At 64.6% G+C, this 23086-nt stretch carries 20 protein-coding genes, 1 tRNA gene and 1 pseudogene; 11 read left to right on the top strand and 11 right to left on the bottom strand.

What is annotated here, in order from left to right:
• Nucleotides 1-234: 234 nt before the first annotated feature.
• Together ACYVG8_RS07165 and ACYVG8_RS07160 are read left to right on the top strand one after the other, a co-directional pair.
• Nucleotides 235-2613, top strand: coding sequence for a hypothetical protein (locus ACYVG8_RS07165; RefSeq protein WP_460745278.1), 2379 nt, complete (start codon nt 235-237; stop codon nt 2611-2613).
• A gap of 221 nt (nt 2614-2834) precedes the next feature.
• On the top strand, nt 2835-3995 hold the full coding sequence (locus ACYVG8_RS07160; protein ID WP_028499684.1) for a porin: 1161 nt from the start codon (nt 2835-2837) through the stop codon (nt 3993-3995).
• Between the two features lies 1 nt (nt 3996).
• Here the strand turns inward: ACYVG8_RS07160 and ACYVG8_RS07155 are convergent, their stop codons facing one another.
• Nucleotides 3997-4605: a response regulator transcription factor gene (locus ACYVG8_RS07155; RefSeq protein ID WP_028499685.1), complete on the bottom strand. Its 609-nt coding sequence runs from the start codon at nt 4603-4605 to the stop codon at nt 3997-3999.
• Nucleotides 4602-6383: a sensor histidine kinase gene (locus ACYVG8_RS07150; RefSeq protein ID WP_107889934.1), complete on the bottom strand. Its 1782-nt coding sequence runs from the start codon at nt 6381-6383 to the stop codon at nt 4602-4604. The genes ACYVG8_RS07155 and ACYVG8_RS07150 overlap by 4 nt, the downstream gene beginning before the upstream one ends.
• 189 nt (nt 6384-6572) lie before the next feature.
• Between ACYVG8_RS07150 and ACYVG8_RS07145 the strand changes: the two genes are divergently transcribed.
• The 7 genes and pseudogenes from ACYVG8_RS07145 (at nt 6573) to ACYVG8_RS07115 (ending at nt 12488) form a co-directional block, all read left to right on the top strand.
• Nucleotides 6573-7106: an OmpA family protein gene (locus ACYVG8_RS07145; RefSeq protein WP_158537457.1), complete on the top strand. Its 534-nt coding sequence runs from the start codon at nt 6573-6575 to the stop codon at nt 7104-7106.
• Nucleotides 7107-7153: 47 nt separating this feature from the next.
• On the top strand, nt 7154-8005 hold the full coding sequence (locus ACYVG8_RS07140) for a zinc ribbon domain-containing protein (protein ID WP_028499686.1): 852 nt from the start codon (nt 7154-7156) through the stop codon (nt 8003-8005).
• Nucleotides 8006-8037: 32 nt separating this feature from the next.
• Nucleotides 8038-9204 (top strand): hypothetical protein, encoded by a 1167-nt coding sequence (locus ACYVG8_RS07135; protein ID WP_028499687.1) that lies wholly within the window; start codon nt 8038-8040, stop codon nt 9202-9204.
• Nucleotides 9205-9209: 5 nt separating this feature from the next.
• A complete protein-coding gene (locus tag ACYVG8_RS07130; protein WP_028499688.1) occupies nt 9210-10058 on the top strand; it encodes a zinc ribbon domain-containing protein in 849 nt (282 codons plus the stop codon).
• 82 nt (nt 10059-10140) lie between these two features.
• On the top strand, nt 10141-10305 hold the full coding sequence (locus ACYVG8_RS07125; protein ID WP_084300139.1) for an ESPR-type extended signal peptide-containing protein: 165 nt from the start codon (nt 10141-10143) through the stop codon (nt 10303-10305).
• Nucleotides 10306-10431: 126 nt separating this feature from the next.
• A pseudogene (locus ACYVG8_RS07120) lies at nt 10432-10701 on the top strand (autotransporter domain-containing protein); the annotation flags it as partial.
• A 176-nt stretch (nt 10702-10877) separates the two neighbouring features.
• Nucleotides 10878-12488: a methyl-accepting chemotaxis protein gene (locus tag ACYVG8_RS07115; protein WP_028499690.1), complete on the top strand. Its 1611-nt coding sequence runs from the start codon at nt 10878-10880 to the stop codon at nt 12486-12488.
• An 84-nt stretch (nt 12489-12572) separates the two neighbouring features.
• On the opposite strand, the gene pdxR is transcribed toward ACYVG8_RS07115, so the two are convergent.
• On the bottom strand, nt 12573-14234 hold the full coding sequence (gene pdxR / locus ACYVG8_RS07110) for a MocR-like pyridoxine biosynthesis transcription factor PdxR (protein ID WP_460745277.1): 1662 nt from the start codon (nt 14232-14234) through the stop codon (nt 12573-12575).
• Between pdxR and ACYVG8_RS07105 the strand changes: the two genes are divergently transcribed.
• Nucleotides 14227-14946: a GNAT family N-acetyltransferase gene (locus tag ACYVG8_RS07105; protein ID WP_460745276.1), complete on the top strand. Its 720-nt coding sequence runs from the start codon at nt 14227-14229 to the stop codon at nt 14944-14946. The two genes, pdxR and ACYVG8_RS07105, sit on opposite strands and share 8 nt — an antisense overlap.
• A gap of 23 nt (nt 14947-14969) precedes the next feature.
• Complete coding sequence (locus ACYVG8_RS07100) at nt 14970-15677, top strand: sulfite exporter TauE/SafE family protein (RefSeq protein ID WP_460745275.1); 708 nt, start codon at nt 14970-14972, stop codon at nt 15675-15677.
• Nucleotides 15678-15961: 284 nt separating this feature from the next.
• On the opposite strand, the gene ACYVG8_RS07095 is transcribed toward ACYVG8_RS07100, so the two are convergent.
• The 8 genes from ACYVG8_RS07095 to ACYVG8_RS07060 all read right to left on the bottom strand — a co-directional run bounded on the left by ACYVG8_RS07095 (nt 15962) and on the right by ACYVG8_RS07060 (nt 23054).
• Nucleotides 15962-16402: a hypothetical protein gene (locus tag ACYVG8_RS07095; protein ID WP_460745274.1), complete on the bottom strand. Its 441-nt coding sequence runs from the start codon at nt 16400-16402 to the stop codon at nt 15962-15964.
• Nucleotides 16403-16808: 406 nt separating this feature from the next.
• A tRNA-Gly gene (locus ACYVG8_RS07090) sits at nt 16809-16882 on the bottom strand.
• A 35-nt stretch (nt 16883-16917) separates the two neighbouring features.
• Nucleotides 16918-17547 carry a hypothetical protein gene (locus ACYVG8_RS07085; protein WP_028499693.1) on the bottom strand — a complete coding sequence of 210 codons (630 nt, stop codon included), beginning with the start codon at nt 17545-17547 and terminating at the stop codon, nt 16918-16920.
• Nucleotides 17544-18161, bottom strand: coding sequence for a hypothetical protein (locus ACYVG8_RS07080; RefSeq protein ID WP_051528931.1), 618 nt, complete (start codon nt 18159-18161; stop codon nt 17544-17546). Before ACYVG8_RS07080 ends, ACYVG8_RS07085 begins: the two co-directional genes overlap by 4 nt.
• Nucleotides 18158-18958: an ABC transporter ATP-binding protein gene (locus tag ACYVG8_RS07075; RefSeq protein ID WP_460745273.1), complete on the bottom strand. Its 801-nt coding sequence runs from the start codon at nt 18956-18958 to the stop codon at nt 18158-18160. Before ACYVG8_RS07075 ends, ACYVG8_RS07080 begins: the two co-directional genes overlap by 4 nt.
• Nucleotide 18959: 1 nt before the next feature.
• The gene (locus ACYVG8_RS07070; protein ID WP_051528932.1) at nt 18960-19991 is read right to left on the bottom strand and encodes a FecCD family ABC transporter permease; all 1032 of its coding nucleotides are present in this window, start codon (nt 19989-19991) and stop codon (nt 18960-18962) included.
• Nucleotides 19978-21000, bottom strand: coding sequence for an ABC transporter substrate-binding protein (locus ACYVG8_RS07065; RefSeq protein WP_460745272.1), 1023 nt, complete (start codon nt 20998-21000; stop codon nt 19978-19980). Before ACYVG8_RS07065 ends, ACYVG8_RS07070 begins: the two co-directional genes overlap by 14 nt.
• Nucleotides 20997-23054 (bottom strand): TonB-dependent receptor, encoded by a 2058-nt coding sequence (locus tag ACYVG8_RS07060; RefSeq protein ID WP_460745271.1) that lies wholly within the window; start codon nt 23052-23054, stop codon nt 20997-20999. Before ACYVG8_RS07060 ends, ACYVG8_RS07065 begins: the two co-directional genes overlap by 4 nt.
• Between the last annotated feature and the right edge of the window lie 32 nt (nt 23055-23086).

The following is a 23086-nucleotide window of genomic DNA, read 5'->3' as shown; positions in this document are numbered from 1 at the left end:
TCAGTGGGAAATCCGGTCCGGTCCCGATGGGCGCTGGGCCGAAAGAGTCGGCGCGCCAGGGCAGCCAACGGCAAGCCGCGATTCTAACAGATCCGGGCCTGCCCATGCATGCCGGGCAGCCCGGGCAGGCCACCGAAACCACAGGAACGCGCGGGATGGCACGCGAATTTGTCCTGCCGGCGCGCTTGCCATAGCGTCATGCCATCGAGGTGAAAACCGTGATGGAGGCTGGGCATGCGGCATTTTCTGGCTGAATGGAAAACCATTATTGCATTGATCATGGTGGCCCCCGGCGCCGGCGCCGGCGAGCCGTTTGCCTGCCTGCTGGGCGCCAGTGCCGGTCGCTGCGTGACGGAGGAGGACCCACTGTTCGACCTGGAGGCGGCACGGGGCCGGTGGCAATGGACTGCCGGCGTGGTCAACCACCTCCACGTCGGCGGGAATGCCAAACTGTACCTGTCGCCGAACCGGCTGTACCAGCCGCCATACCGGATCCTGACCCGCAATGGCGAACTGGCTGTGTCGGGCAGGGTCGCTTCCGCCTTTCTGGTACCGCAAGCCTGCTTCTACGCACAGCCGAAGTCGGTCGGGCCGGCACAGTGTCGCGAGCCCGGCAGTCCGCTGGCGCTGACGGCGGGGTCCGGCGGGAAGATCGCCTCGGTCAGCATTCCCCAGGGACTGAGGGTCTACGCATCCGGCCGCGATCCGGCACGCGGCAGCATCGTCTTCAACCCGCCGGGGGCGGATCTGGCCGTGCCGGCACGGCCTGGCCTGCGCCAGTTCGACGTGGCCCGGACAAGGATCGGCTGCCATCGCGAGTGCCCGCTCGGCGAAACCGACAGCTATGCGATAGATGCCATTTACGGCGAACTCTGGAACCACGCGTTCTTCGACATCAAGACCTTTCAGTTCACGTTCAGCATCCGCCGCCCGACATCCTGGATGGAAATCACCCATGCCGGGCGCTTCCCGCTCCGTTTCAGCCTTGATCGCGGGCGACTCGGCCGGGGCCACGGCTCGCTCTCGCCCCCCGTCGGCCAGCCGCACGCACTCGATCCGGCAACCCGCTTCCTGACCCTGGCTTTCGAGCGCGAAGGGGAACGGGCCCTGCGCTATCAGGTCCTGGAACTCGGCGCGAACCGGCAGCTGCTGCGTGCCTCGCCACTGGCCGAGCTGTTCAACGGCACAAAGCCGGACGGGGTCGTGCCAGAAACCTTCACCATCCTGTCGCACAGCCCTGACGTCCGGCTGGCGAGCCTGTCATTCGCCGTGGGAACCGGGCCGAAAAGGGCCTACCGTTCCTATGGCCTGGCGCTGTGCTATGCCAATCCGCTGCTGGCCATCTTCAACTACGTGGTGCAGGGGAAGTGCAACCAGCCCGAAGCGATCCATCGCTATATGAAGGGTGACATGCCGCCGCGCAACGCCATGCTGCTGCACGTCGCCGGCGACCTCTCGCCGCCCGGCCGCAGCAACCACGTGCAGCCGGTCATCCCCCCGCTGACCCGGGTCCGGGAACTCTTCACCGACCGGCAGGACCCCTTCCTGCTGTACGGTACGTCGCGCGCGTGCGGAATCACGGTGGAGCGCATCCTGATGCCGAGGCGCTTCATGCGGCGCGGCCTCGACGGCGATCCTGCCGCGTGCGCGTACTGGACGCTGGACATCCTGACCGTATTTCATCGCCTCTACGGAGCCCGGTGGGATGTGGCGTTCTTCAATGGCGTGATCGATCGCATCATCCGGCATGGCACGGTGGAACAACACACCGGCATGAATCCGGCCGAGATTGCCCGCTTGATCGAGCGGGTGCAGAACCTGTACGCCACCCAGCGCGAACGGCTGGCCCAGGTCAGACATGCTCATGACGTGGCGGCATCACTGTTCTATTCGTCCTCGTACGGAAGGCTGATTCCTGACGACTTCCCCTCCGGGAATGTGACTGACCAGTTCCAGCCGATCGTGGTTACGCCGGACACCCCTGCCGCCATTGGCCGCTATGAACTCGATGTAACCCGTTTCACCCCCCTGCCTGATTCTCCCCGGCTGTGGCGACAAGGCAACTGGGTCGAAGCGCCGGCCGATTTCCGCGTGGCGGTTTTCGACCAAAGCAGGCTGCAGGATCCGGCCTATCGCGAAGTGACTTCGACGCTGGAAGGGTGGCTGGCGGCCTATGGCGCCGCAGGCAGCGCCCTCAGCGACGATTCGGACAGCGAGGAAGAAGGGGCGGCGGGGCGCCCCCCGGGGATGGCGACCTCTCGGCTGGCGCACTGGGGCAGCTCGCTGACGTCTAACCTGTTGCTGGAAATGAGGCCGCCCCTTGCCCCCGGCAGGGTGCTGGTGGCGGTGTACTACCAGGACCGCCTGGCATCACTCGTGCAGGGGACGCTGAACGGCGGGCAGGCCACGGTCGAATACGTGTTGTCCCGGCCAGACAGCGTATTGCCGCCTTATACGGCATACAGTGTGCGCGGTGCCGGCCGGCGGGCGCTGACCGAATTCATCCGCTTGTGCATGGCCAGAGGGGTCCGGACCCTCGCCGCCCACGCCGTCACGCCGCCATCCGCCAGCCTGCATGCGGGACTGGGCTTCCGCCTGCTGGACGATCTGTGAGTATTCCCGCACAGCGCGGACCCGTTGCGATAAAAAAACCACACGATGAAGTTGTTTGCGGTTTGTAATTTGCCTGCGCCGTATTGATGATATTAAGGTGGTCGTGTGAGTTAATCACACGGCGGGTCGATATTGGTTATGGTCTCTGCATGGAGGCAATGTTGCTGTGCGCGGGAAATTAATTCCTGTCTCTCCCTCAATCAAATTATGAGCTATTTGCTATGAAAAAATGCACATTACTGGCGCTGACACTGCTGCCTGCGGCTGCAATGGCCGATGCAACGCTGTATGGAAAACTGGCGGTCGGAGTCGAGTACGGGAAGGCTGCCGACTATTCCTTTCAGACAGACCCGAAAGCAACCAGTGACGAACTGTTTTATGAACAATACAAGGCCGGCATGCTGGTAGGGGATAATGGTTCCTTTATCGGCTTCAAGGGCAACGAGAGTCTGGGCAATGGCCTGAAGGCGATCTGGCAGGTCGAGCAGAAACTGCGGCTGGATGGCAGTGCTGATGGTGACGGAGCGAAGTGGGCGACCCGCAACAGCTTTGTCGGCCTGTCCGGTGGCTTCGGCACGCTGCGGCTTGGCAATCTCGGCACCTACCTGAAGGACGACATGCAGAAAGTCGACCCCTGGGCCTATGGTGACGGGGTCAACGGCCTGTCCATCCTGTCGACCAACTGGCTGGACGACTATGTCCGCAATGCCATCCGTTATGACAGCCCGGAACTGGCGGGTTTCAAACTGACTGCACTGTACGGGGTCGACGAGGTTCGTCACTATGCAGCAGCGGGAACGCGGCGCACGAACCAGAGCACAAGCAGTCTGGGGCTGGGTTTTGAGCACAAGGGATTTTTCATTGATGCGGGTTATGTGAAATTTGGCAGTGCCAATCTGGAACCTTCCCTGGAAAGTGTGGGCATGGCGGGAAGCGGGAAAAAATCCAGCCATTACTGGCGACTGGAGACCGGCTACGATAACGGAAAATTGGCACTGGCATTAGCTTACGGGCAAAATAAAATATACAACCCCAGTCAAAATCTGATGAAAAAATTCAGGGATCCTCAGGAAAGAGATGGAGTGTTTGACCCTGAAAATTCGCTCAGCACTACTGAAGCTGCAATAACGGTTGCTTATACTTTTGGTGCGTTTACGCCACGAATTTCATATGCCAGAATCTGGGGTATACGTGATGAAATGCCTAATGAAGAAACAAAGGAAGCCTCGATAGATGAAAAAATTGCCCAGTATGTGGTTGGTCTTGATTATGCGTTAACGAAACGTACGCTGGCCCATGTGTCCTATGGGCTGGTGACCAGTGCCATGGAAAAGGCGTCGACGGAACAGACCCTCGGTTTCGGTCTGACACATTCATTCTGAATCAGGGCGCGCTTCCGTCCTCCAGCCGCAGCAGCGCGGCGGCGAGTTCCGCCGCCGACGCTGCGCCCATCTTGTCCAGCGCATTCTGGCGATGGACCTGCACCGTGCGCTCGCTGATGTCCAGTCGCTGGGCGATGCGCTTGTTCGGCATGCCGGCGGCGACCTGTTCCGCCACCATGCGTTCGCGCGCCGTCAGCGTTGCATACTTGTCGCGCAGCGACAGCATGCGCATGGCCGCCGGCACCTTGTGCAAGGCGCGCTCCAGCGCATCAAGCAGGGCCTGGTCGCGGAACGGCTTTTCGATAAAGTCGACTGCGCCGGCGCGCATCGCCTCCACGGCCATCGGGATGTCGCCATGACCGGTCATGAACACGATCGGCAACTGGTGGCCATCACGCCGCAGGCGGCGCTGCAGCTCAAGCCCGCTGATACCCGGCATGCGGACATCGAGCAGCAGGCAGGCGGGACGCTGCGGTTGCCAGCCGGCGAGAAAGGCCTCGCTACTGTCGAAGGCTTCCCTTTTCCAGCCGACCGAGTCGAGCAGATAGGCCAGCGAGCGGCGCAGGCCGGCGTCATCATCGACGATATAGATCAGGGTATCGGTATTCATGCGGGATCCGGGGTGCAGGGCAGGGTGAAGGTGATGATCAGACCGGGGCCGTCGACGGCCAGCTGTGCCTGGACGCGGCCGCCGTGGCGCTCGATGATCGAATGGCAGATCGACAGCCCGAGCCCGAGTCCCTGCTCGCGTGTGGTGTAGAACGGTTCGAACAGCCGGGTCAGGGTGGCCTCGCTGGCGCCGGGGCCGTTGTCCCGCACCGCAATGCTCAGCCAGTCTGCCTCGGCGCGGACATGGATGCGAATCGCCGGTTCCGCGCTGCGCCGGGTTGCCTCGACGGCGTTCTGCAGCAGATTCAGCATGACCTGCTCGATCTGCAGCGGGTCGACATTCAGCATGCGCGAGGCCGCGTCGGCGTCGATATCCAGTTTCAGCACGGCGGCGGCCGACGGCTGCACGCAGCGGAACAGCTCGACTGCGCCGGCCAGCAAGGGGCCGGCCTGACGGCGCTCGCGGTCCGTCGGACGTTTTCGCGCCAGATGGCGAACGCGGTCAATGATGGCCTCGGTACGTTCGACCTGTTCAACCACGCCATGGCCGGCCTCGGCCAGTGCAGCCGGGTCGAGCGGCGTGCGGTCGAGCCGGCGCAACAGACCGTGTGCGTAATTGCGGATGGCGGCCAGTGGCTGGGCCAGCTCGTGGACCAGCGTCGTCGACATTTCGCCGAGGGCCGACAGGCGGGCGGCATGCTGCAACTGTTCACGCTGGGCCTGTGCATCCTGCTCGGCCTGTTCGCGCTCGACGATGGCCTGGCGCAATTCTGCCGTGCGGCGCTGCACCTGGCGTTCGACCCGCAGGCTGTGCAGTCCCCACAGCAACAGCAACAGGGCCAGTCCGAGCAGGACCGGCCAGTAGCGCAGCGCGAGGCCTCGCGGCGAGGTCTCGCGCAGATAGAGATAGGGGCCGATTTCGAGTTCCTGCATCAGGGCCGACACCGGGCCGTAGTCGGTGGCAATGCTCCAGCCATAACCGTCGACCGTCGTCGGTGTCGACAGCAGCTGGATGGCCAGCCGGCGCGCTGTTTCTGGCGGGGTCGACCGCAGGGCGGCGACCGGCCAGTCCGGGTACAGGCGGGTCGAATGCCGGCATGACATGCCGTCGCCGTGGTGCGGCGACAGTACGCGCAATTCCCCGGCCGGCACCCGCCCGGCGGCGATCAGGTCTTCCAGCAGACAGGTCTGCACCACCCCGGCATCGATATCGCCCCGGCGCACCGCATCGACAATGCCCTGCAGCGGAAACCCGGCAAAGCGCAGCGCGGACAGATCGTCAGGGCTGATGCCCAGCGCATGCAGCTCGCGCCATGCCGTCTGCCAGCCGCCAAAGGCGTCCGGCGACACGGCCATCAGACTGTGGCCGGGCAGATCGGATAACGCCTGCAGATCCTGGCGCGATGTCCGGACCAGCACGGCCGAACCGATGGCCCGGTCCGGCGTGCCCCGTGGCGCGGCCAGGGTGGCAATGCGGCTGATGCCGAATTCGTGCTCCAGCGTGATGTACTGGCCGCTGTTGGTGATGACGAAGTCGACGGTGCGGTCGGCCACGGCCTGGCGCAGCCCGGCGATGTCATGGCTGATGATGCGCAGCTCGCTGCCGTTGCTGTGGCGCAGCAGATTGCGAATTGCCGCGGCAGAGCCGCCCAGTCCGCTGCGTTCACCCAGCGGATCGAGCAGGCCGATCCGCAGCGGTGCGGCAGCCTGGCAGCCGAGCGCGGTCAGCAGCAGGACCGATGCGAAAACGGAAAACCGGGGGAAAAGGGAATGGCGCATGGACGACGGGGCGGTGGGAAGGCGACCAGTATATAGGGGACCCTGCGCGGGCTGCGCGGGGTGAGGTCTGCACGGAATGTGCCATGGATCGTGCTGCAGAACATGGCGATGACATTGACCATAATCAGGGGCTGGCCATAAACTTGGTACGATTTTTTCATAAAAATTTATTTGTCATAAGGAATGGGCATGCCCCTGATCAGACTCGTGCTGTGCAGCCTGGGTATCGCGTTACTTGCCGCTTGCGCCACGCCGGCCGGCAACGGCAATGATGTCAATATTTCCCAGACCAGCCGGGGAGTGGAAATCCGCTCGTCCGATTCGATCCTGTTTGAACCGGGCAAATTCGAGATCAAGCCCGGCGGTGCAGTATTCCTGGACAAGGTCGCCAATCTGCTGAATACCCGTACCCGCAACAACGTGATCATCGAAGGGCATACCGACAATACCGGCAGCCGGCAACTGAACCAGGATCTGTCCGATGTCCGTGCGCTGTCGGTGATGAAGGGACTGGTCGACCGCGGCGTAGCCAAAAACCGCATCAAGGCGGTTGGTTATGGCATGAGCCGCCCGATTGCCGACAACGGCAGCGCGGAAGGCCGTCGGCTGAACCGCCGTACCGACATCATCATCGTGGGCGAAAAGCAGGAAAACATGGGCAAGGACCCGCTGGGGGACCTGGTCAAGAGCGTCGTCGACTTCAGCAAGCGCATTTTCAACTGAGTTCACGAGCGGGTCCGCCCGGACCGTAATCAAGGAGTAGCCACACCATGGCGGAATGTACTGCGTGCCATACCCGCAATAACGATGACGCGCGCTTTTGCCGGGGCTGCGGCAAGCCGCTGACAGCCGCGACGCCGGCTGCAGCCGACGCCGAAGCGGCCTGCACCGCCTGTGGCGCACCGCATCCCCCGGGGCAGCGTTTCTGCCGCGCCTGCGGACACGACATGTCTGCAGCGCCGGTCACCAGCAAGCCGGCTGACGCTCTGCGCCCCGCCCCCGTCCCGGAGGAAAAGGCCAGGCCAGGCCTGCCGCCGGTTGCACCCGAACCGGTCCGGCCGGCGCCGGCCGGGGATGTGCCGCTGACTGATGCGCGCCCGAAAAAGGCTGACGGTCAGCCCGGGGCGCGTCCTGCCAGGCCCGCCGCACCGGCCCGTTCCGGCCGCTGGAAAGGGTGGCTGCTGCTCGGGGTGATCGTGCTGGCCGTTGTCGCCGTGGCTGGCGCCTGGTTCCTGTCGCAGCCTGCGCCCGGTCAGTTGCCGGCAGCGGCCGCACCCGCCGAACCGGGCACGGTGGAACTGGCACCGGATATGAAACTGACCGACAAGCCGGCTGTGTCAGTGGACCCGGCGGCACCGGCCATGCCCGCCGTCACGCCGGAACCGGCCCCGGTGGCGCCGGTGCCGGCGCCGCAGGACATGCAACCGGATGAGCCGGTCCGCGCCGCGCCCAAAGTGATGGTGCCCGATGCCCCTGCCAGCATGGCGGCGCCGGAGGCCGATGTTCCGGACAGACCGAAGCCCAGGGCGGAAAAGAAGCCCGAAGCCAGGCCGAAGGCAACGAATCAGCATGACGAAATCCTGCGCCAGAAAGAGGCGCTGAAACAACAGCTTGGCATGTGACCGGCTGTTCAACCCGACACAAGGGAATGTTGATGAAAATGTCCGACCAACTGAAGCGCAGCGGCTCCCTGCTGGACGCCACCTCGGCGATCGGCAACTGGCGCGCGCTGGCACTGTTCGCCGCGAGCACGGTGGCGGCCGTGCTGGTCTTCGGCCTGCTGGTGGCAACGCAGAGTGCAGCCGGCGTGCTGCTTGGTGCCGTGCTGGGCTGGTTGCTGGCCTTCTATGGTGTCAATGCGGTCGGCATCATGCTGATGGATGCAACCCGCGACGGCGAGTCCCGCACGCCGATGCAGGCGGTGGCGGCCTCGTTGCTGACCAGTCACCGGCTGCTGCTGGTCGGGCTGCTGGCCTTCGCCGGTCTGCTGGCGCTGCTGATCGGTGTCGCCATCCTGTTGCTGCTGTGCAAGCTTCCGGTGATCGGTCCGCTGCTGTTTGCCGTGGTCATGCCGCTGAGCGCACTGCTGCTCGGCCTGACGCTGTTCACCCTGGCCTATGTGTTCTACCCGCTTGCCGCCTCGGCCATCTGGTCCGGCGCCACGGTCATGGAGGCGGCCGGCAATCTGCTGGCCATTGCCCGCAAGCGCCTGGTGGCCGTCGTGCTGCAGGAAGTGGTGCTGATGCTGATCGTGTTTTTTGTCGCCCTGATCCTGCTTGGCATCGTGTTCTCCGGGCTGGGTCTGACCACCATGATGTCGGCCGGCATTGTCGGCGGAGGCGAAGGCGGGCTGCAGTCGCTGGGCATGATGGCGATGGGAATGGGCAGCATGGGGATGGGCGGGCTGGGCGGCGGCGGGGGCTATGTGCTGGCCGGCGGGCTCGGTACCACCTTGCTGCTGGCACTGGCCGGCATCGTGCCGGGGCTGATCGCGCTGCAGGGCTTTTGCCAGATCTACCTGTCGTCGCTCGAAGGCCTTGATTCCGGTGATGCCCGGCGTGTGCTGGCAGCCACTTTGCAGAAAACGCAGGAAAAAATGCGGGAAGCACGCGAGAAGGTAGAAGCACAGGCACGGCGCCCGGTCACGCCGGCCGCAGTGGAAACGCCGGTTTCCCCTTCTGCACCGGCGGCATCGGCAGTGCCGGCCGTCGAGACGTCCGCGCCCGTTGCGCCGGCGGCGGCTGCCGCTTGTCCGGCGTGCCGGATGCCGGTCGAACCTGACGACGTGTTCTGCGGGCACTGCGGTCAGCGGATCGCCTGACTGTCATGCGCCGATTCTGTACCCGCTGTGGTCATCCGGACGATGATGCTGCCCGCTTCTGCGGCCAGTGTGGCGCCCCGATGAAAATCAAGGCACCGGCTGCCGCCGTTGCTCCCGCTGCCGTGCGCCCGTGGCTGAACCGGCGCCGGGTGGCGGGCATCGCCGTTGCGTTGCTTGTGGCCGGCGGTGCCGCGACCTGGGCGCTGTTGCCGCAATCCGCATCGGAGGCGGTATTTGCTGCCGCCATCGACCAGTCGCTGGCGGCCGATCGCGTCGCACAGCGCAGAACGGTGTGCCTGGGCAACTTCGATTACGGTCGAAGCCCGGTCAACACCAGCCGTTTTGACAGTGCGACCAACAATTGGCTGGCCGAGCTGGTCAAAGCGGGTCTGTACCAGCCTCCCCGTGAGCTGAACGGCGGTCTTTTCAGCCAGTTCCAGTATGTGCAGACCGAAACGGGCCGTGCGGCGGTTCGTGATGGCCGGTTGTGCGTGGCTGACGGTCTGCGGGTCGAGGCCGTGACCGCGTTCACGCCGCCGGAGACGCTGAATGGCGTCCTGGTGACCGAAGCCAGCGTGCGTTACCGGCTGGACCGGCCGGCAGCCTGGCTCAGCGAGCCGATCCGGCGCGAGCTGTTCCATGGCGAGAGCGGTCCGGGCGGGAAGGTCGCCCTGGCCCGCATCGACGGCAAGTGGAAAGTGGCATCAGCCAGCGAGCGGCAGGCCCTGAGTCAGGCGCTGTTCATCCGTGAACTCGGCGCGGCCGGGGTCGATCTTGCCCGCGAGGAAGTCCAGCGCCGGGGCCTGGTCGCCGCCGTCATCCACTGGTTCCAGCAGCTCCTCCCGGCGCGGTAACGATTACTGCGCTCTTTTTTCATCATCTTTTCTTGCCAATTATGCCGTTTGACCGATTTTATCCGTTCGGCAATGAATCATCATGAATCACGTGTACCGCCTGGTATGGAGCCCTGCGCAGGGCATATGGAGAGTGACATCGGAGTTGAGCCGTCGTCATGCCGCGTCCGGTGGCGCTCACCGCCGTGCCGGTTCCCCGGCCCTGATGCTGGCACTGTCGCTGCTGGCAGCGCCGGCGCTGGCCTGAGAATCGCGCGGCAGCAGCAGGCGGCCCCCTGCTTGGCGGCAATGGCGGTGATGCCAATGGTGGTGGTGGCGGCAGTTTTGCCGGCCTGGCCCGGAATCTGCCGTTTATCGGGCTGGCGCAGCATGTGTATCTGGGCGTGACGACGTGCGGGCGCGCGGCCAGCTGGGCTGGCTGCATGCCGATGGCGATCTCCGCCCGGTCGGCGCGATGGCCTTTGCCGGCGGTGGCAACTTTGCACCGGCGGGCTTGCCGGTGGCGCGGGATGTGCTGCAGGTCGAGCTTGGAGCGGATATCACCCTGAATCGCTCCGCTTCACTGGGGCTGTACTACGCCGGGCAGTTTGCCGGGCAGGTGAGCGACCATTCACTGCGTGCGGAAGCGGTCTGGCGCTTCTGAATGCATGCGGCAGGAAAGGCATGACGGTATCGACGCTGGCGTGCTTTTCTCTTGCCGCATAGCATGCTGAGTGGGTAATTATGTTGTCGGCGGTCAAGAATGTAGTGATTTAAACCGATAGTCATTAATGACTGTGTGTTTGGACCCAAATCATCGTTTTTGCTTCAGGACAATTAATGCGCGTTTCAACCCGACTGATAATCATCATTCTGACCAGTTTTCTCGGCCTGTTGCTGGTCGCAGGCGTTTCCCTGTACGGGCTTCGCAGCGTGCTGCAGCAGGAGAAGGAAACCTTCATTACCGGCCAGCTGAAAGTGGCCGAGAGCATCCTCAGACACTATGCCGACGAGGAAAAGCAGGGCCGTCTGACGCTGGCACAGGCACAGGCGCAGGCCGCCGGCGCCCTGGCCATGATGAAGTACGACGATTTCTATTTCTTTGCGCGCAACAAGGACAACATCCTGGTTGTCCATCCGAAGCCGGAGCGGGTCGGCAAGCCCGACACCGGCAGCAGGTTGCCGGATGGCCGCACCACGCTCGATGCCTATAACGATGCACTGAAAACGGCCACTTACGGACTGACGGTGATCCAGACGTCGCGCACCAGCGGCGGCGAGGAAGTACCGAAGCTCAATGGCGTCTATCGCTTCGAACCATGGGGCTGGATGGTGGGCACCGGCATCTTTACCGATGACATTGCGCGGACTTTCTGGCGCAGCGCCACGGTGCTGATGGGGATCGGGCTGGTCGTGCTGCTGGCCGTCGCAGGGCTGGCGATGGCGATGTCGCGGCAGATCGTCGGCGCGCTCGGTGGCGAGCCGGCCTATGCGGTGCAGGTGGTCGAGGCCATTGCCGCCGGCAATCTGCGCAGCGAAATCCACACCCGGGGCAAGCCGCACAGCCTGCTGGCGGTGATGCGCACCATGCAGGGCAATCTGCGGGCGATGATCGAGCAGATCGGCCAGTCGTCCAGCCAGCTGGCCGATACGGCACACCGCATGGCTGAACAGATGCAGAAGCTCGATGCCGCCTCGGGCGCGGCCAATGCGTCGACGTCGTCGGCGGCGGCCGCGATCGAGCAGCTGTCGGTCAGCATCGACCATGTGTCGGAAAATGCCCGGGAAACCGAAGTTGATTCGCGCGGTGTGGCAGAGCTGGCGCAGCAGGGCCGGGCGGTTGCCGGAGAGGTGGCAACGGACATCCGCTCCATTTCCGGCGAAATCGGCACGGCATCGACCCAGGTCGTGTCGCTGGCCGAGCGGACGCGCAATATCAGCGGCATCGCTGACACCATTCGCGACATTGCCGACCAGACCAATCTGCTGGCGCTGAATGCAGCGATCGAGGCGGCGCGCGCCGGCGAGGCCGGCCGGGGTTTCGCCGTGGTGGCGGACGAGGTGCGCAAGCTGGCCGAGCGCACGGCACTGGCGACCAATGAAATCGCGACCATCATCCAGACCGTGGTCAGGGAAACGGCCGAGGTCTCGGTGGCGATGGATCACATCAATCCGCTGGTCGAGGCCGGCGTGACCCGGGTCAACCAGCTGGCAGCTTCGCTCGGGGAGATCGACGACCGCATGGGCATCACGCTGGAGCGCTTCCGCAACGTGGCCTATGCCATGTCCGAACAGAGCCAGGCCGGTGCGAACCTGGCCGGGGACGTCGAGCGGGTGGTCGGCGTGGTCGAGGAAACCCAGTCGGCGGTGAAATTCACCCGCGATGCCGCTGCGCAACTGGAGCAGCTGTCGGATGAACTGCACCAGTCGGTCTCGCGCTTCTCGGTCTGAGCACCGTGACGCAGCCGGTCATGCCGGTGCCGATAAGGTAGTGCTCCGGTTATTGTTCGACCAGGCGGTAAAACCGGCATTCACTTATGAAAAATCTTCATGAATGGCAGAGGGTGTCCCGGCCGGCAGGCCGGTTTGCAGGCCTGCCGCCAGCATCGACAGACGCTGGATCAGGGGCACGAACCTGTCCTCGGGCGTGTTCCCGTAGCCCAGTATCAGGCCATTGTCTCCTGGCCGGGGATGGAGGGTATTGGCTGAAAGTGCAGCGGGGGCGATGTGATAACGCCAGGCCGCTTCAACGATTTGCTGATCCGGGTAGCACCCGGGCAGCCGGACGAGCAAATGCATCCCGCCGTGCCCGCCGGCCACCTCGCAGGGAACGGTCATTTCCCGGGACAGGGCTTCACGCAATGCCTGCTGTCGGTCGCGGTACAGTCTTCTCATGCGCCGGAGGTGGCGACTGAATTGCCCCGTTTCCATAAAGTCGGCCAATGCCAGTTGCTGGTGCCGTTGACTGCCGCGCAGCAATTCTTCAAGCAGGGCAGGCACGTCCGTTATCATCAGCCGGGCCGGAAGCACCAGAAACCCCATGCCCAGTGACGGAAACAGGGTTTTGCTGAAAGTACCGATATAAAGTACGGGGGCGTCATCCACCAGCCCCTGCATGGCACCGACCGGGGCGCCGGCATGGCGGAACTCGCTGTCATAATCGTCCTCGATGATCCATGTCTTGTTGCTGCGTGCGTATTCAATCAGTTCGAGGCGACTTGCCACTGTCAGCACCGCGCCGGTCGGGTATTGATGCGAAGGCGTGGCATAGATCAGGCGCGGGGCAGGGGACGCATAGTCGTCACGACTCACTGCCATGCCTTCTGCATCGGTCCGGATGGGCCTGATCCTGAGTCCCCCGGCCCGCATGGCTGCCCGGGCGCCCCGGTATCCGGGATCTTCCACCCAGGCGGTGTCACCCGGCGTGGACAACAGGCGCACGCACAGGGCCAGCGCCTGTTGCGTTCCGCCGGTGACAAAGACCTGCTCCGGCCGGCAGCGCACCCCGCGCGAGACCGACAGATGGTGAGCGATGGCCATGCGCAGGGCCGGTTCCCCGCCCGGAGGACCGTAGCCCAGTGCGGATGGGCCGGCATCGCGCATGGCGTGGTCGACGGCACGGCGCCAGGCTGCCAGCGGGAAGTGGGACAAGGCCGGATCGCCAGGCCTGAATGCACTGCCGGCCCTGGGTCTGGTGACCGAGAATGGCCCGGGCACGGCGACGGGACCGCCGGATGGCAGCGGCCAGCCTCCCTGCAGCGAAGCCGCAGGGGCCGGTGACAGATTGGCCACCCGGGTACCCCGTCGATCCGGCTGCACATAGCCCTCTGCGGCCAGCCCGTCGTAAGCGGCGGTTACCGTATTGCGCGAGACCGACAGCGACTCGGCCAATGCCCGCGCCCCCGGCAGCCGACTGCCCGGCAGCAACCGACCATCAAGGATGGCTGCCTTGAGACGAAGATACAGCTGATGCTGCATGGAGCCGAAGCACCGCTCCCTGAGCAGTGGTTCTTCCAGCAGGCGCTGCGTTGCGGACTTCGGTTCTTCTGGCGTCATGGCAGCCTGTTTTTTTTGTGGCACCAATAAATATCCATTTTGTGGCACTTTTTCTGGTGCCACGAGGCCGCTATTGTAAAACCCGACCAGCCAGCCTGTCCGGCTTTGCAAACACACACCACTGGAACTGACGATGCACAATGCCTATTCGCAGGAAATCGGCCCGGCCATGCCCGGATGGAGCGCACGTCCATGGCCTGGCCGTGGGCCAATGGAGGGAGATCACTGCCGTCTGGAGCCCCTCGATGCTTCGCTGCATGCGGACGATCTTTACGCTGCCTACCACCTTGCGCCGGATGACCGCGACTGGACCTATATGAGCAGCGGGCCGTTTCCGGACCGGGCGTGTTACCAGGCCTATATCGACCAGGCGTCCGCCAGCCAGGATCCGTGCCACTACGCGGTGATCGACCGGACGAGCGGGCGCGCCGTCGGCAGCCTGGCGCTGATGCGCATCGACCCGGGAAATGGTGTGGTCGAGGTCGGACACGTGGCTTTTTCACCGTTGCTGCAACGCACGGTGGCGGCGACCGAAGCGCACTACCTGCTGATGAAGCATGTCTTCGACGAACTCGGCTACCGCCGCTACGAATGGAAGTGCGACAGCCTCAATGCGCGTTCCCGCCGCAGTGCTGCGCGCCTCGGCTTTACCTTTGAAGGAATTTTCCGCCAGGCCATCGTCTACAAGGGGCGCAGCCGCGACACGGCGTGGCATTCCCTGATTGACAGTGAATGGCCTGCCCGCCGCGCAGCCCTTGAGCGCTGGCTTGCCCCCGGGAACTTTGATGAACAGGGACGGCAGATCCAGCCGCTGGACGCGATGCAGGACCGGATTTCTCCCGTGCGCCGGTAATGCCGGCAGATCTCCTTCTGCTGGTGGTCGGCGCCGCCGTCGCCGGCTTGGTCCAGGGGCTTTCCGGCTTCGCGTTCTCCATGGTCGCCATGTCATTCTGGGCATGGGGGCTGGACCCGAAACTGGCATCGGTCATGGCCGTCTTCGGCTCGCTGTCCGGTCAGGTGGTGGCGGCCGTGAGCACCGGACGCCGGTTCCGGGTCGATGCCATCGGCCCCTACCTGGCCGGAGGACTCATTGGCATCCCGGTCGGCGTATTCGTCTTGCCCTGTCTGAATCCGGACGCATTCAAGCTCGGGCTTGGTCTGGTCCTCGTGATCTGGTGCCCGCTGATGCTTGTCTCGTCACGCCTGCCTGCGATCACTGCCGGCGGCCGCATCGCTGATGGACTGGCGGGGGCGGTGGGCGGATTCATGGGGGGGATCGGCGGATTGACCGGCGTGATTCCGACATTGTGGAGCACCCTCCGGGGACTGGAAAAGGAACACCAGCGGGCAATCATCCAGAGCTTCAATCTCGTGACCCTGTCCGTCACCATGCTGGCCTATCTGGCAACCGGGCTGGTAAGCAAGGAGATGCTGCCCTTGCTGCCGGTGGTGTTCCTTGCCCTGCTGTTTCCCGTTCTGCTCGGCATCCGGCTGTATTCCCGGCTGAGTCAGGTGATGTTCAGAAAAATGGTGCTGGTCGTTCTGATGCTGTCTGGCGTGGCGATGCTGATGGCGCTGCGGTGAGTGCCCGGCATCTGGTGCAGACTCAGTGGGGACGCGATATCGCGTCAATGATCTACAAAAGGGGAGGAGAGCAGCGTTCTGTTAATTTCCGGCTTGGTTCCATACCCCCAGGCACAATAAAGTTTGGTCATGGCTTCAATTTCCTTCAAGAATAAATACGCCTTGCTTTGATTTTCTTTTTACTGCGAGACCATTTTTTTATACCCAAGATCATGATCTTCAGGCGATCGCCAAAATTGGGGGCACAACAGCAGGGTCGAAAGGAGGGGTTTTTTCAGTTGAGATCAGGGTTGCTCACGGATATTATTCAGTAGGCGCTGGATTGCAAAACGTGCAACAAGCAGAATGGTGGCCGGTATGAAGCAGTGAAATAAAACTATCCAGACGTAGCTGAATATAGTGTTGAACAAGAGAGAAAAATCCTGGCTTTTCAGGTTGAAAGCGTATACCGAGATGGCAGGAAGCGGTGAAAGCAGAACCGTCTTCGCGACAACCTGGCAGGCTCTGGAAATGTTATCCGTCAAGAATGCCGCCGGAACAAGGCAGGCGAATGCCAAATAGGCTGGGATTTTTTCTGGGGCAGAAAGGGCCTTTGCCCATTCTGGTATGTGGAACACTTTGGAGAAGGTGAAGAGATCTACCCAGATAACCATGACCGTCGAAAGCAAGACGGTACTGGCGATGAAGGCCAAGTGGTTGCGGTTGAGCGGGAATACGGTGGTCATGGCTAATTTTTTAGAGAGTCATTCTGCGCTGAAACTTCGGCCCCTGTCACCCTCATTTCGAACTGCCATATCAACAAAAATCGGCACGGCTGAGGTAACTCGATGATGTTGACTTAAAGGGTATAGCGGCAAAAGAGGTATCAAAAGCAGCCGGAGAGCACGTTTGCATGAAGATGCTAACGAATATCTGCTACACGGGTGAACGGTCAGTGCCACTCGTAGCTACAAGCGGTCATCTTACAACTTTGTCATAAATGAATGCAATGGCCGAGCAGCCGAAGCCAGGATCGCAGTTTCTCTGTGACGGACAAGACATACGTCTTTTTTGAGCACGCGGAAGATTTGCTCCCGCGCGTAGCGGAAACGCCATTGCCTGGTACCGCTGGAAGCCGGTGGACAGTGACTGTGGAGCGGGTGAAGGGAATCGAACCCTCGTCGTAAGCTTGGGAAGCTTCTGCTCTACCATTGAGCTACACCCGCGACGCGTTGCGCGAGGAGGCAGAATATAGCCATTTTCAATCGCCTTGGCAAGGCCGGAGAGTGCGCAGGTAGCGCAGGAAACCATCCAGAAAACGCCCGGTAACCGGCATGAACCAGGAGCCGAAATGGTAGAACGGGTCCAGTGTGCAGACGATCAGTCGCCCGGGCGTGCTGTGGCAGTCCTCGTACAGCAGGCAGCCGTCGCGGTGGTGAAAGCCGATCAGTGCGCTGACGCCGGGCGGCGGGCTCAGCACGCCGTGAAAATGCCAGCTGGCGTCATCCAGGCCGATATGGTCGAACAGCGTGTGGCGGGGTGTCGGCGTATACAGCCCCAGCGTGGCTCCCGGGGTTTTCCACCACCAGAAATTGACCGGTTCGTCCCGCCAGACGACAGCGGGCAACCACAGTTCGGGCCGGGTGCCGGCCATGGCGACCACAGTTTTGCCGGCGGCGAGCAGCGCGTGCAGCCGGGGCTGTGCCGCGCACAGCAGCCCCGGGTGGCAGCGATCGGTGACGACCAGCACGTCGATGTCGTCCAGATCGGTGTCCGCCAGCTGGCGCAGTTCGATCAGCCGGTCGAAATAGCGCCGGAAACGCGGGTGGTACAGCGCGCGGCGGTGGAAATGACTGCCATTGTCGAGGGCGGCGAGGCGGGGTGTGCTCATGCCGGCCTGCCGATGGCGGACACGGACAGTGCCCATGCGACCAGTTGCACCGGCAGGCAGCGGGCGCCGCTGTCGCCGCAGCCCCACAGGTCGTTGCCGGCATGCATGAACAGCCTGCCGCCTCCCGGGGGCGACCATTCCCAGTCGACCGGCAGCCGCGCCGGTCCGAGGCCGGTGACCGGCACGGCGCCATCTGGCGGCGGATTGCAGCCACGACCGTAGAAACCGGCCACGCCATGGCGGAAGGTCAGGTCGCGCATGTCGATGCCATCATGGACCGGATGCGATCGCAGCCGGTGGACGGTCAACTGCTCGACGTCAAAGGCCGGCAGCGGCCGGAACGGCGTCAGTCCGTCGACATAGGGATCGACGACATGGCCGTTGCAGACCAGCACGCCACCGGCATGCAGATAGCGGGTCAGCGCCGGTTTCTGCTCCAGCAGTTCGCGCTGGTCGCTGCCGGCGGCAATAAACAGCGCGCTGAATGAGGCTAGCGACTGCCGTTTCAGTGCATAGATGTCGATGGCGGTCAGCCGGGCAGCGAGCTCGGGGCGGGCGAACAGTGCCGGTGGGGGCGGGTCGCCGGTGGTGATGACGGCAATGGAGCGGGTCAAGGGCAGGGTTCCTGCTGGAGGGTAGCGGACGGAAACAGCGGCACGATGCCGGTATGGTGATGCGGCGGGTCGTGGATGTCGATCCGCCGCACCGGCAGGCCGTACAGCGCGGACAGCACCGGTTCGGTCAGGACCGTTCGGGCATCGCCGTGCAGGGGAAGATCATCCGCCCGCATCACCAGTACCTGGCAGTCACTGTCCAGCGCGTGCTGCGGATGATGGGAACTGAACAGCGTGCTGATGCCTTGCTGGTGCGCGAGCCGGGCCAGCAGCGCCAGCAGCAGCGACTGGTTGGCGAGGTCGAGCGCCGATGCCGGCTCATCAAGCACGATGCAGCGGGGTTCGGAGACCAGCGCCCGGGCCAGCAGCACCAGCTGTCGCTCTCCACCGGACAGGGTGCGGAAGCTGCGGGCAGCCAGTCGTTGCATGCCGACGGTCTGCAGCGCGTCCAGTGCCCGTGCATGATCCGTTGCGCCAGGCTGACGCCACAGACCGAGATGACGGCAGCGTCCCATCAGCACCATGTCGACGACCCCATAGTCGAACAGGCAATGGAAGCGCTGCGGCAGGTAAGCCAGCGCCGGGGTCACGCACACGCTGCCTTCGTCCAGCGGCGTCAGGCCGGCGATGGCGCGCAGCAGTGTGGTTTTGCCCCGGCCATTGCCGCCGAGCAGGCACAGTCGCTGTCCCGGTGCGATGCGCAGGTTCAGGTCGCGAAACAGCCAGGTGCCGTCCGGCAGACGGATGCCGGCATGGCGCAGCGCAACGACGTCGTTTTCGATCAGTCCGGTCGGCATGTCAGTCCTCGCTCCAGCCGCGCCGGGCGCGACGACGCAGAATCAGGGCAAAAACCGGTGCACCGAGCAGGGCGGTGACGATGCCGAGCGGAATCTCGGCCGCGGTCAGGGTGCGGGCGATGTCGTCGGCCAGCACGCTGAAGGTGGCGCCGAGCAGCAGGGCGGCCGGCAGCAGGCGTCGATGGTCGGCACCGACCATCATGCGTGCCAGATGAGGGACGACCAGTCCGATCCAGCCGACGATGCCGCTGACCGACACCTGACCGGCGATCATCACGCAGCAGGCGGCAAGAATCAGCAGCCGCAGCGACTCGACCGGCATGCCGTGCAGACGGGCGTCGTCATCGCCGAGCGACAGGATGTTGATGCGCCAGCCCAGCGGCAGCAGCAGGAGTGCGCAGACCAGCAGGCAGGTGGCCAGCACCGCCAGCGTGGTCCAGTCGCTGCTCGCATAACTGCCCATCAGCCAGAACACGATGCCGGGCAGGCTGCGGTCGGGATCGGCCAGGAAGACGGTCATGCTGGTCAGCGCGGCAAACAGCGCACCGGTGACGATGCCGGCCAGAACCAGCATCAGTACCGGCGTCTGACCGCGGACCCGGGCCAGCAGCAGGACCACGGCCAGCGCCAGCGCTGCACTCAGACCGGAGGCGACGATCATCAGCAGGGTCGACCAGCCACACAGGATGGCCAGCGCGCCGCCAAGGCTGGCGCCGGATGACAGGCCAATCACGTGCGGACCGACCAGCGGGTTACGGAATATCCCCTGCAGCGCCGCACCGGCCAGTGCCAGCCCGCCCCCGGCGCAGGCGGCGGACAGCACGCGCGGCAGGCGCACGGTACGGACGACGATCTGCTGGGTGTCATGCCAGTGAATGCCGAAGCCGGGGTCGAGACCGAACAGGGCGGCGGCGGCCTGTGACCACGGTACCGGGAAGCGACCGATGCCGAGTGACACGCCGAGCGTGCCTAGCAGTGCCAGCACCAGCCCCGGCCACAGCCAGCGGCCGGGCAGGCATTCATTGCCCGACATTGGCGGCCTCCCCGAACAGGGTGTAGCCGGCGGAGCCGGCATTGGCATTGCGGTGCAGAATGCGGTCGATCTCGTCACGGGTCAGCGTGTGCCGGTACAGCAGCCGATACTGGCTGCGCATGTCGGCCAGCAGCCGTGCGGCACTGGCTGGCGAGTGATTGAGCAGTGCGTGCAGCCAGATCCAGCCGAGTGCGGACTCGTGGCTCGGCACTTCCCACCAGATACCGCCGAGCGGCATCTTGTACACCCGCCGCTCGCGCACTGCCTTGACTGCCCGCCACTTCGGATCGGCATACAGCCGTGCCGGTACGTTGTCATCGAAACCGCCAAGCAGCAGGATGTCCGGCGCCCAGCCCAGCAGTTGTTCAAACGTGACATCGGCCATCGAACCATTGACGGCCGTGGCGAGATTGACGCCCCCGGCCAGCTCGATGACGTGGGTCATGTACGAGCCGTTGCCACCGGCCTTCAGCCCGTGCGCGAGACTGCGCAGATAGACGACGCGCGGGCGCGGGCCGGACGGGCCAGCCAGTGCCCGCCGGGTGTTGCGCTGATGGCGTAGCAGGGCCCCGGTACGGGCCTCGGTGCCGGTCGCTGCACCGATGGCGGTCAGCGCCGCTTCCAGATCCGCCTGGCTGCCGTAGCGCATGCCCAGCGTGCGCAGGCCGGCGCGCTCCAGCGTATGCAGGGAGGCGGTCGGCAGATGGGTCCATTGCAGGACCAGGTCGGGGCGCAGGGTCAGCAGGGTTTCGATGTTCGGCGTGAAACGACCGCCGGCCACGATGTCGGTGCGCAGGGTCAGCAGCGCGGGGAAACGCTGGCCGAGAAAACGGTCGCGAATGCCCGGCAATGCCCCCGGGTGGATACCGACCAGCCGCTGCGGTCCGGCATCGAGGGCCGTGATCATGCTGGCGGCCGGGATCGGAATGGTGACAATGCGCTGCGGCGTGGCGGCCAGCAGTGGCGCGCAGCCCGACAGCAGGGCGATCAGTCCGTGGCGCAGGTTCATGGCGTGCCCACCAGATTGAGTACCAGCGAGCGCCCGGGCTCCAGCAGCGGATTGGATGGACTGGCCGGGTAGCGCAGATCGGCGACGGTGGCCGGGTGAGCGTAGCGTTTGTCGGCAAGGTTCTCGATACCGAGCACCAGCCGGAACGGCTTCAGTGCCGGATGGACCCGGGCGAGTTCCAGCCCGCCATACAGCGACACGATGCCGTAGCCTGCGCTGCGCGTTTCCCGTGCCGGATCGATGCGGCGCTTCGCCAGTGACCACTTCAGGCGCGCTTCCAGCGAGTAGCCGGCGGACTGGTGGCGCAGTGACAGCAGGCCGTTCAATGGCGGTACATGCGGCAGCGGCTGGCCGGTATCATGCCGGGCACCGCGGGCACGAGAGGCATTGAACCGCAGAGACAGTGGCGTCTGGATCTGCCAGATGCCGTCGAGCTCCAGGCCGCGCATGCCGGCCCGGGCGATGTTCTGCCGCTGCCAGACCTGCGGGCCGCTGTCGGCCAGCGCAATCAGCTGCCGATAGCGGCTGTCGAAGGCGGTCAGATTTCCCTGCAGCGTCGGCCACCGCAGGCGCAGCCCGGCCTCGGCCGTGATGCTGCGCTCCGGCGCCAGCGCCGGGTTCGGTTCGGTGATGCGGGTGCCGACCCGGCTGGCACCGAATTTCTCGAACGTGGCGGGGGCGCGAAAAGCCGTGGCCAGATTGCCGACCAGCTGCAGGCTGGATAGCGGTTGCAGGATCAGCCCGCCGCTGGCGGTCAGCGCCCGGTCGCTGGCCGCCGTTCGACCGGCAAAGGCCGCACGCGTGCGCGCATCCTCATCCGGCGCCGGCGTGGATCCGGTCCGGGTGCGGATCCAGTCGTAGCGGGCCCCCAGTGACAGTTGGTGCGCGGAGAACAGCGGCTGGTCATGGTGGAAGAACAGGCCGGCATTGAGCTGGGAGGCGGCACGGCTGATCCGGGTGCGCGGTGTCGATGAGGTCGGCGGTGCATGGCCATGCCCGCGCCAGCTTGCGAGTTCGCTGCCCTCGCGCGCCTCGTGGTAGAAATCCATTCCCCAGTGGCTGCGGCCTTGCGTCCACGGCGTGCCGACCAGCAGCTTGCCGCCCCATACCACCGGGCCGATGACAAAGCTGTGGTTGCGGGCATAGCGGTCGTTGCCGGCACGGCGCGTGGTGCCGGTCCGGGCGGTGTCCAGCGAGCGGCGATACAGCGACAGCTCGATCCGGTCGGCCCATGGCACGGCCTGATGGTGCTGGTAGCCGATCCGGAAATGGTTTTCGCGGATCGGGGATTCGCGTACCTCGCTCCACGGCAGGCCCGGGGCGCCGCCAATGCCGCCGGGGCGGCCGGCTTCGACCCGGGCCAGCCTGGCGCTCAGTTCCCAGCGCTGCTGCGCGTCCGGTGCATAACCGGCGCGGGCAGTGAACTCGGCCGTGCGGAAGTCGCTGTTTGCGATGGGACCGGCCGGGCTGCGGAAGTCGCCGGCATGGCGGATGCCGAGCCCGAGCAGCAGGTCGATGCCGTTGCCTACGCCTTCCAGCTCGGCGCGGCCGGCCCGGAGGTTCTCCGCCGAGGCATAGGCGAGCGATGCCAGTCGTGGTATCAGCGTGAAGCCATCCCGTGAGGCATCGCCCCGGGCGCGACGGGTGATGACATTGACCACGCCGTTCATGGCATCGGCGCCGTACAGTGCCGATGCCGGCCCGCGAATGACCTCGATGCGCTCGATGCCGGACGGGTCGAGCAGGTTGTATTCCAGCGTGTTGCGGCCACGGAAGCGGTCGCCATCCAGCACCAGAACCATGCGCGGATCGTTGGAGTTCATGCCGCGCATGACCAGCTGGCCACCCAGCCCGCCTGCCCGCGAATGGCTGATGCCGGGCAGGGTCGCCAGCAGTGACTGGATCTGCCCGGCTGGTGCCTGTTCGATATCGGCTCGGGTCAGCACGCTGATCGGTATCGTGCTGCGGTCCGCACTGCGCGCATCGCGGGTAACGCTGACCACGACCGGGGACAGCGTGGTTGCGGCCGTGGCGCCGCTCAGTGCGGCGAGCACGACAGGCAGCCAGCATCCGGGGAGCCGGCGAA

The sequence above is a fragment of the Microvirgula curvata genome (genome assembly GCF_054781615.1).
Note: the sequence above shows the minus strand (reverse complement) of the source record. Positions and strands in the feature narration are given on the sequence as shown.

Coding starts and splice junctions, on each gene's coding strand:
- ACYVG8_RS07165 (WP_460745278.1), top strand. CDS start 235: ATGCGGCATTTTCTGGCTGAATGGAAAACCATTATTGCATTGATCATG.
- ACYVG8_RS07160 (WP_028499684.1), top strand. CDS start 2,835: ATGAAAAAATGCACATTACTGGCGCTGACACTGCTGCCTGCGGCTGCA.
- ACYVG8_RS07155 (WP_028499685.1), bottom strand. CDS start 4,605: ATGAATACCGATACCCTGATCTATATCGTCGATGATGACGCCGGCCTG.
- ACYVG8_RS07150 (WP_107889934.1), bottom strand. CDS start 6,383: ATGCGCCATTCCCTTTTCCCCCGGTTTTCCGTTTTCGCATCGGTCCTG.
- ACYVG8_RS07145 (WP_158537457.1), top strand. CDS start 6,573: ATGCCCCTGATCAGACTCGTGCTGTGCAGCCTGGGTATCGCGTTACTT.
- ACYVG8_RS07140 (WP_028499686.1), top strand. CDS start 7,154: ATGGCGGAATGTACTGCGTGCCATACCCGCAATAACGATGACGCGCGC.
- ACYVG8_RS07135 (WP_028499687.1), top strand. CDS start 8,038: ATGAAAATGTCCGACCAACTGAAGCGCAGCGGCTCCCTGCTGGACGCC.
- ACYVG8_RS07130 (WP_028499688.1), top strand. CDS start 9,210: ATGCGCCGATTCTGTACCCGCTGTGGTCATCCGGACGATGATGCTGCC.
- ACYVG8_RS07125 (WP_084300139.1), top strand. CDS start 10,141: ATGAATCACGTGTACCGCCTGGTATGGAGCCCTGCGCAGGGCATATGG.
- ACYVG8_RS07115 (WP_028499690.1), top strand. CDS start 10,878: ATGCGCGTTTCAACCCGACTGATAATCATCATTCTGACCAGTTTTCTC.
- ACYVG8_RS07105 (WP_460745276.1), top strand. CDS start 14,227: ATGCACAATGCCTATTCGCAGGAAATCGGCCCGGCCATGCCCGGATGG.
- ACYVG8_RS07095 (WP_460745274.1), bottom strand. CDS start 16,402: ATGACCACCGTATTCCCGCTCAACCGCAACCACTTGGCCTTCATCGCC.
- ACYVG8_RS07085 (WP_028499693.1), bottom strand. CDS start 17,547: ATGAGCACACCCCGCCTCGCCGCCCTCGACAATGGCAGTCATTTCCAC.
- ACYVG8_RS07075 (WP_460745273.1), bottom strand. CDS start 18,958: ATGCCGACCGGACTGATCGAAAACGACGTCGTTGCGCTGCGCCATGCC.
- ACYVG8_RS07070 (WP_051528932.1), bottom strand. CDS start 19,991: ATGTCGGGCAATGAATGCCTGCCCGGCCGCTGGCTGTGGCCGGGGCTG.
- ACYVG8_RS07065 (WP_460745272.1), bottom strand. CDS start 21,000: ATGAACCTGCGCCACGGACTGATCGCCCTGCTGTCGGGCTGCGCGCCA.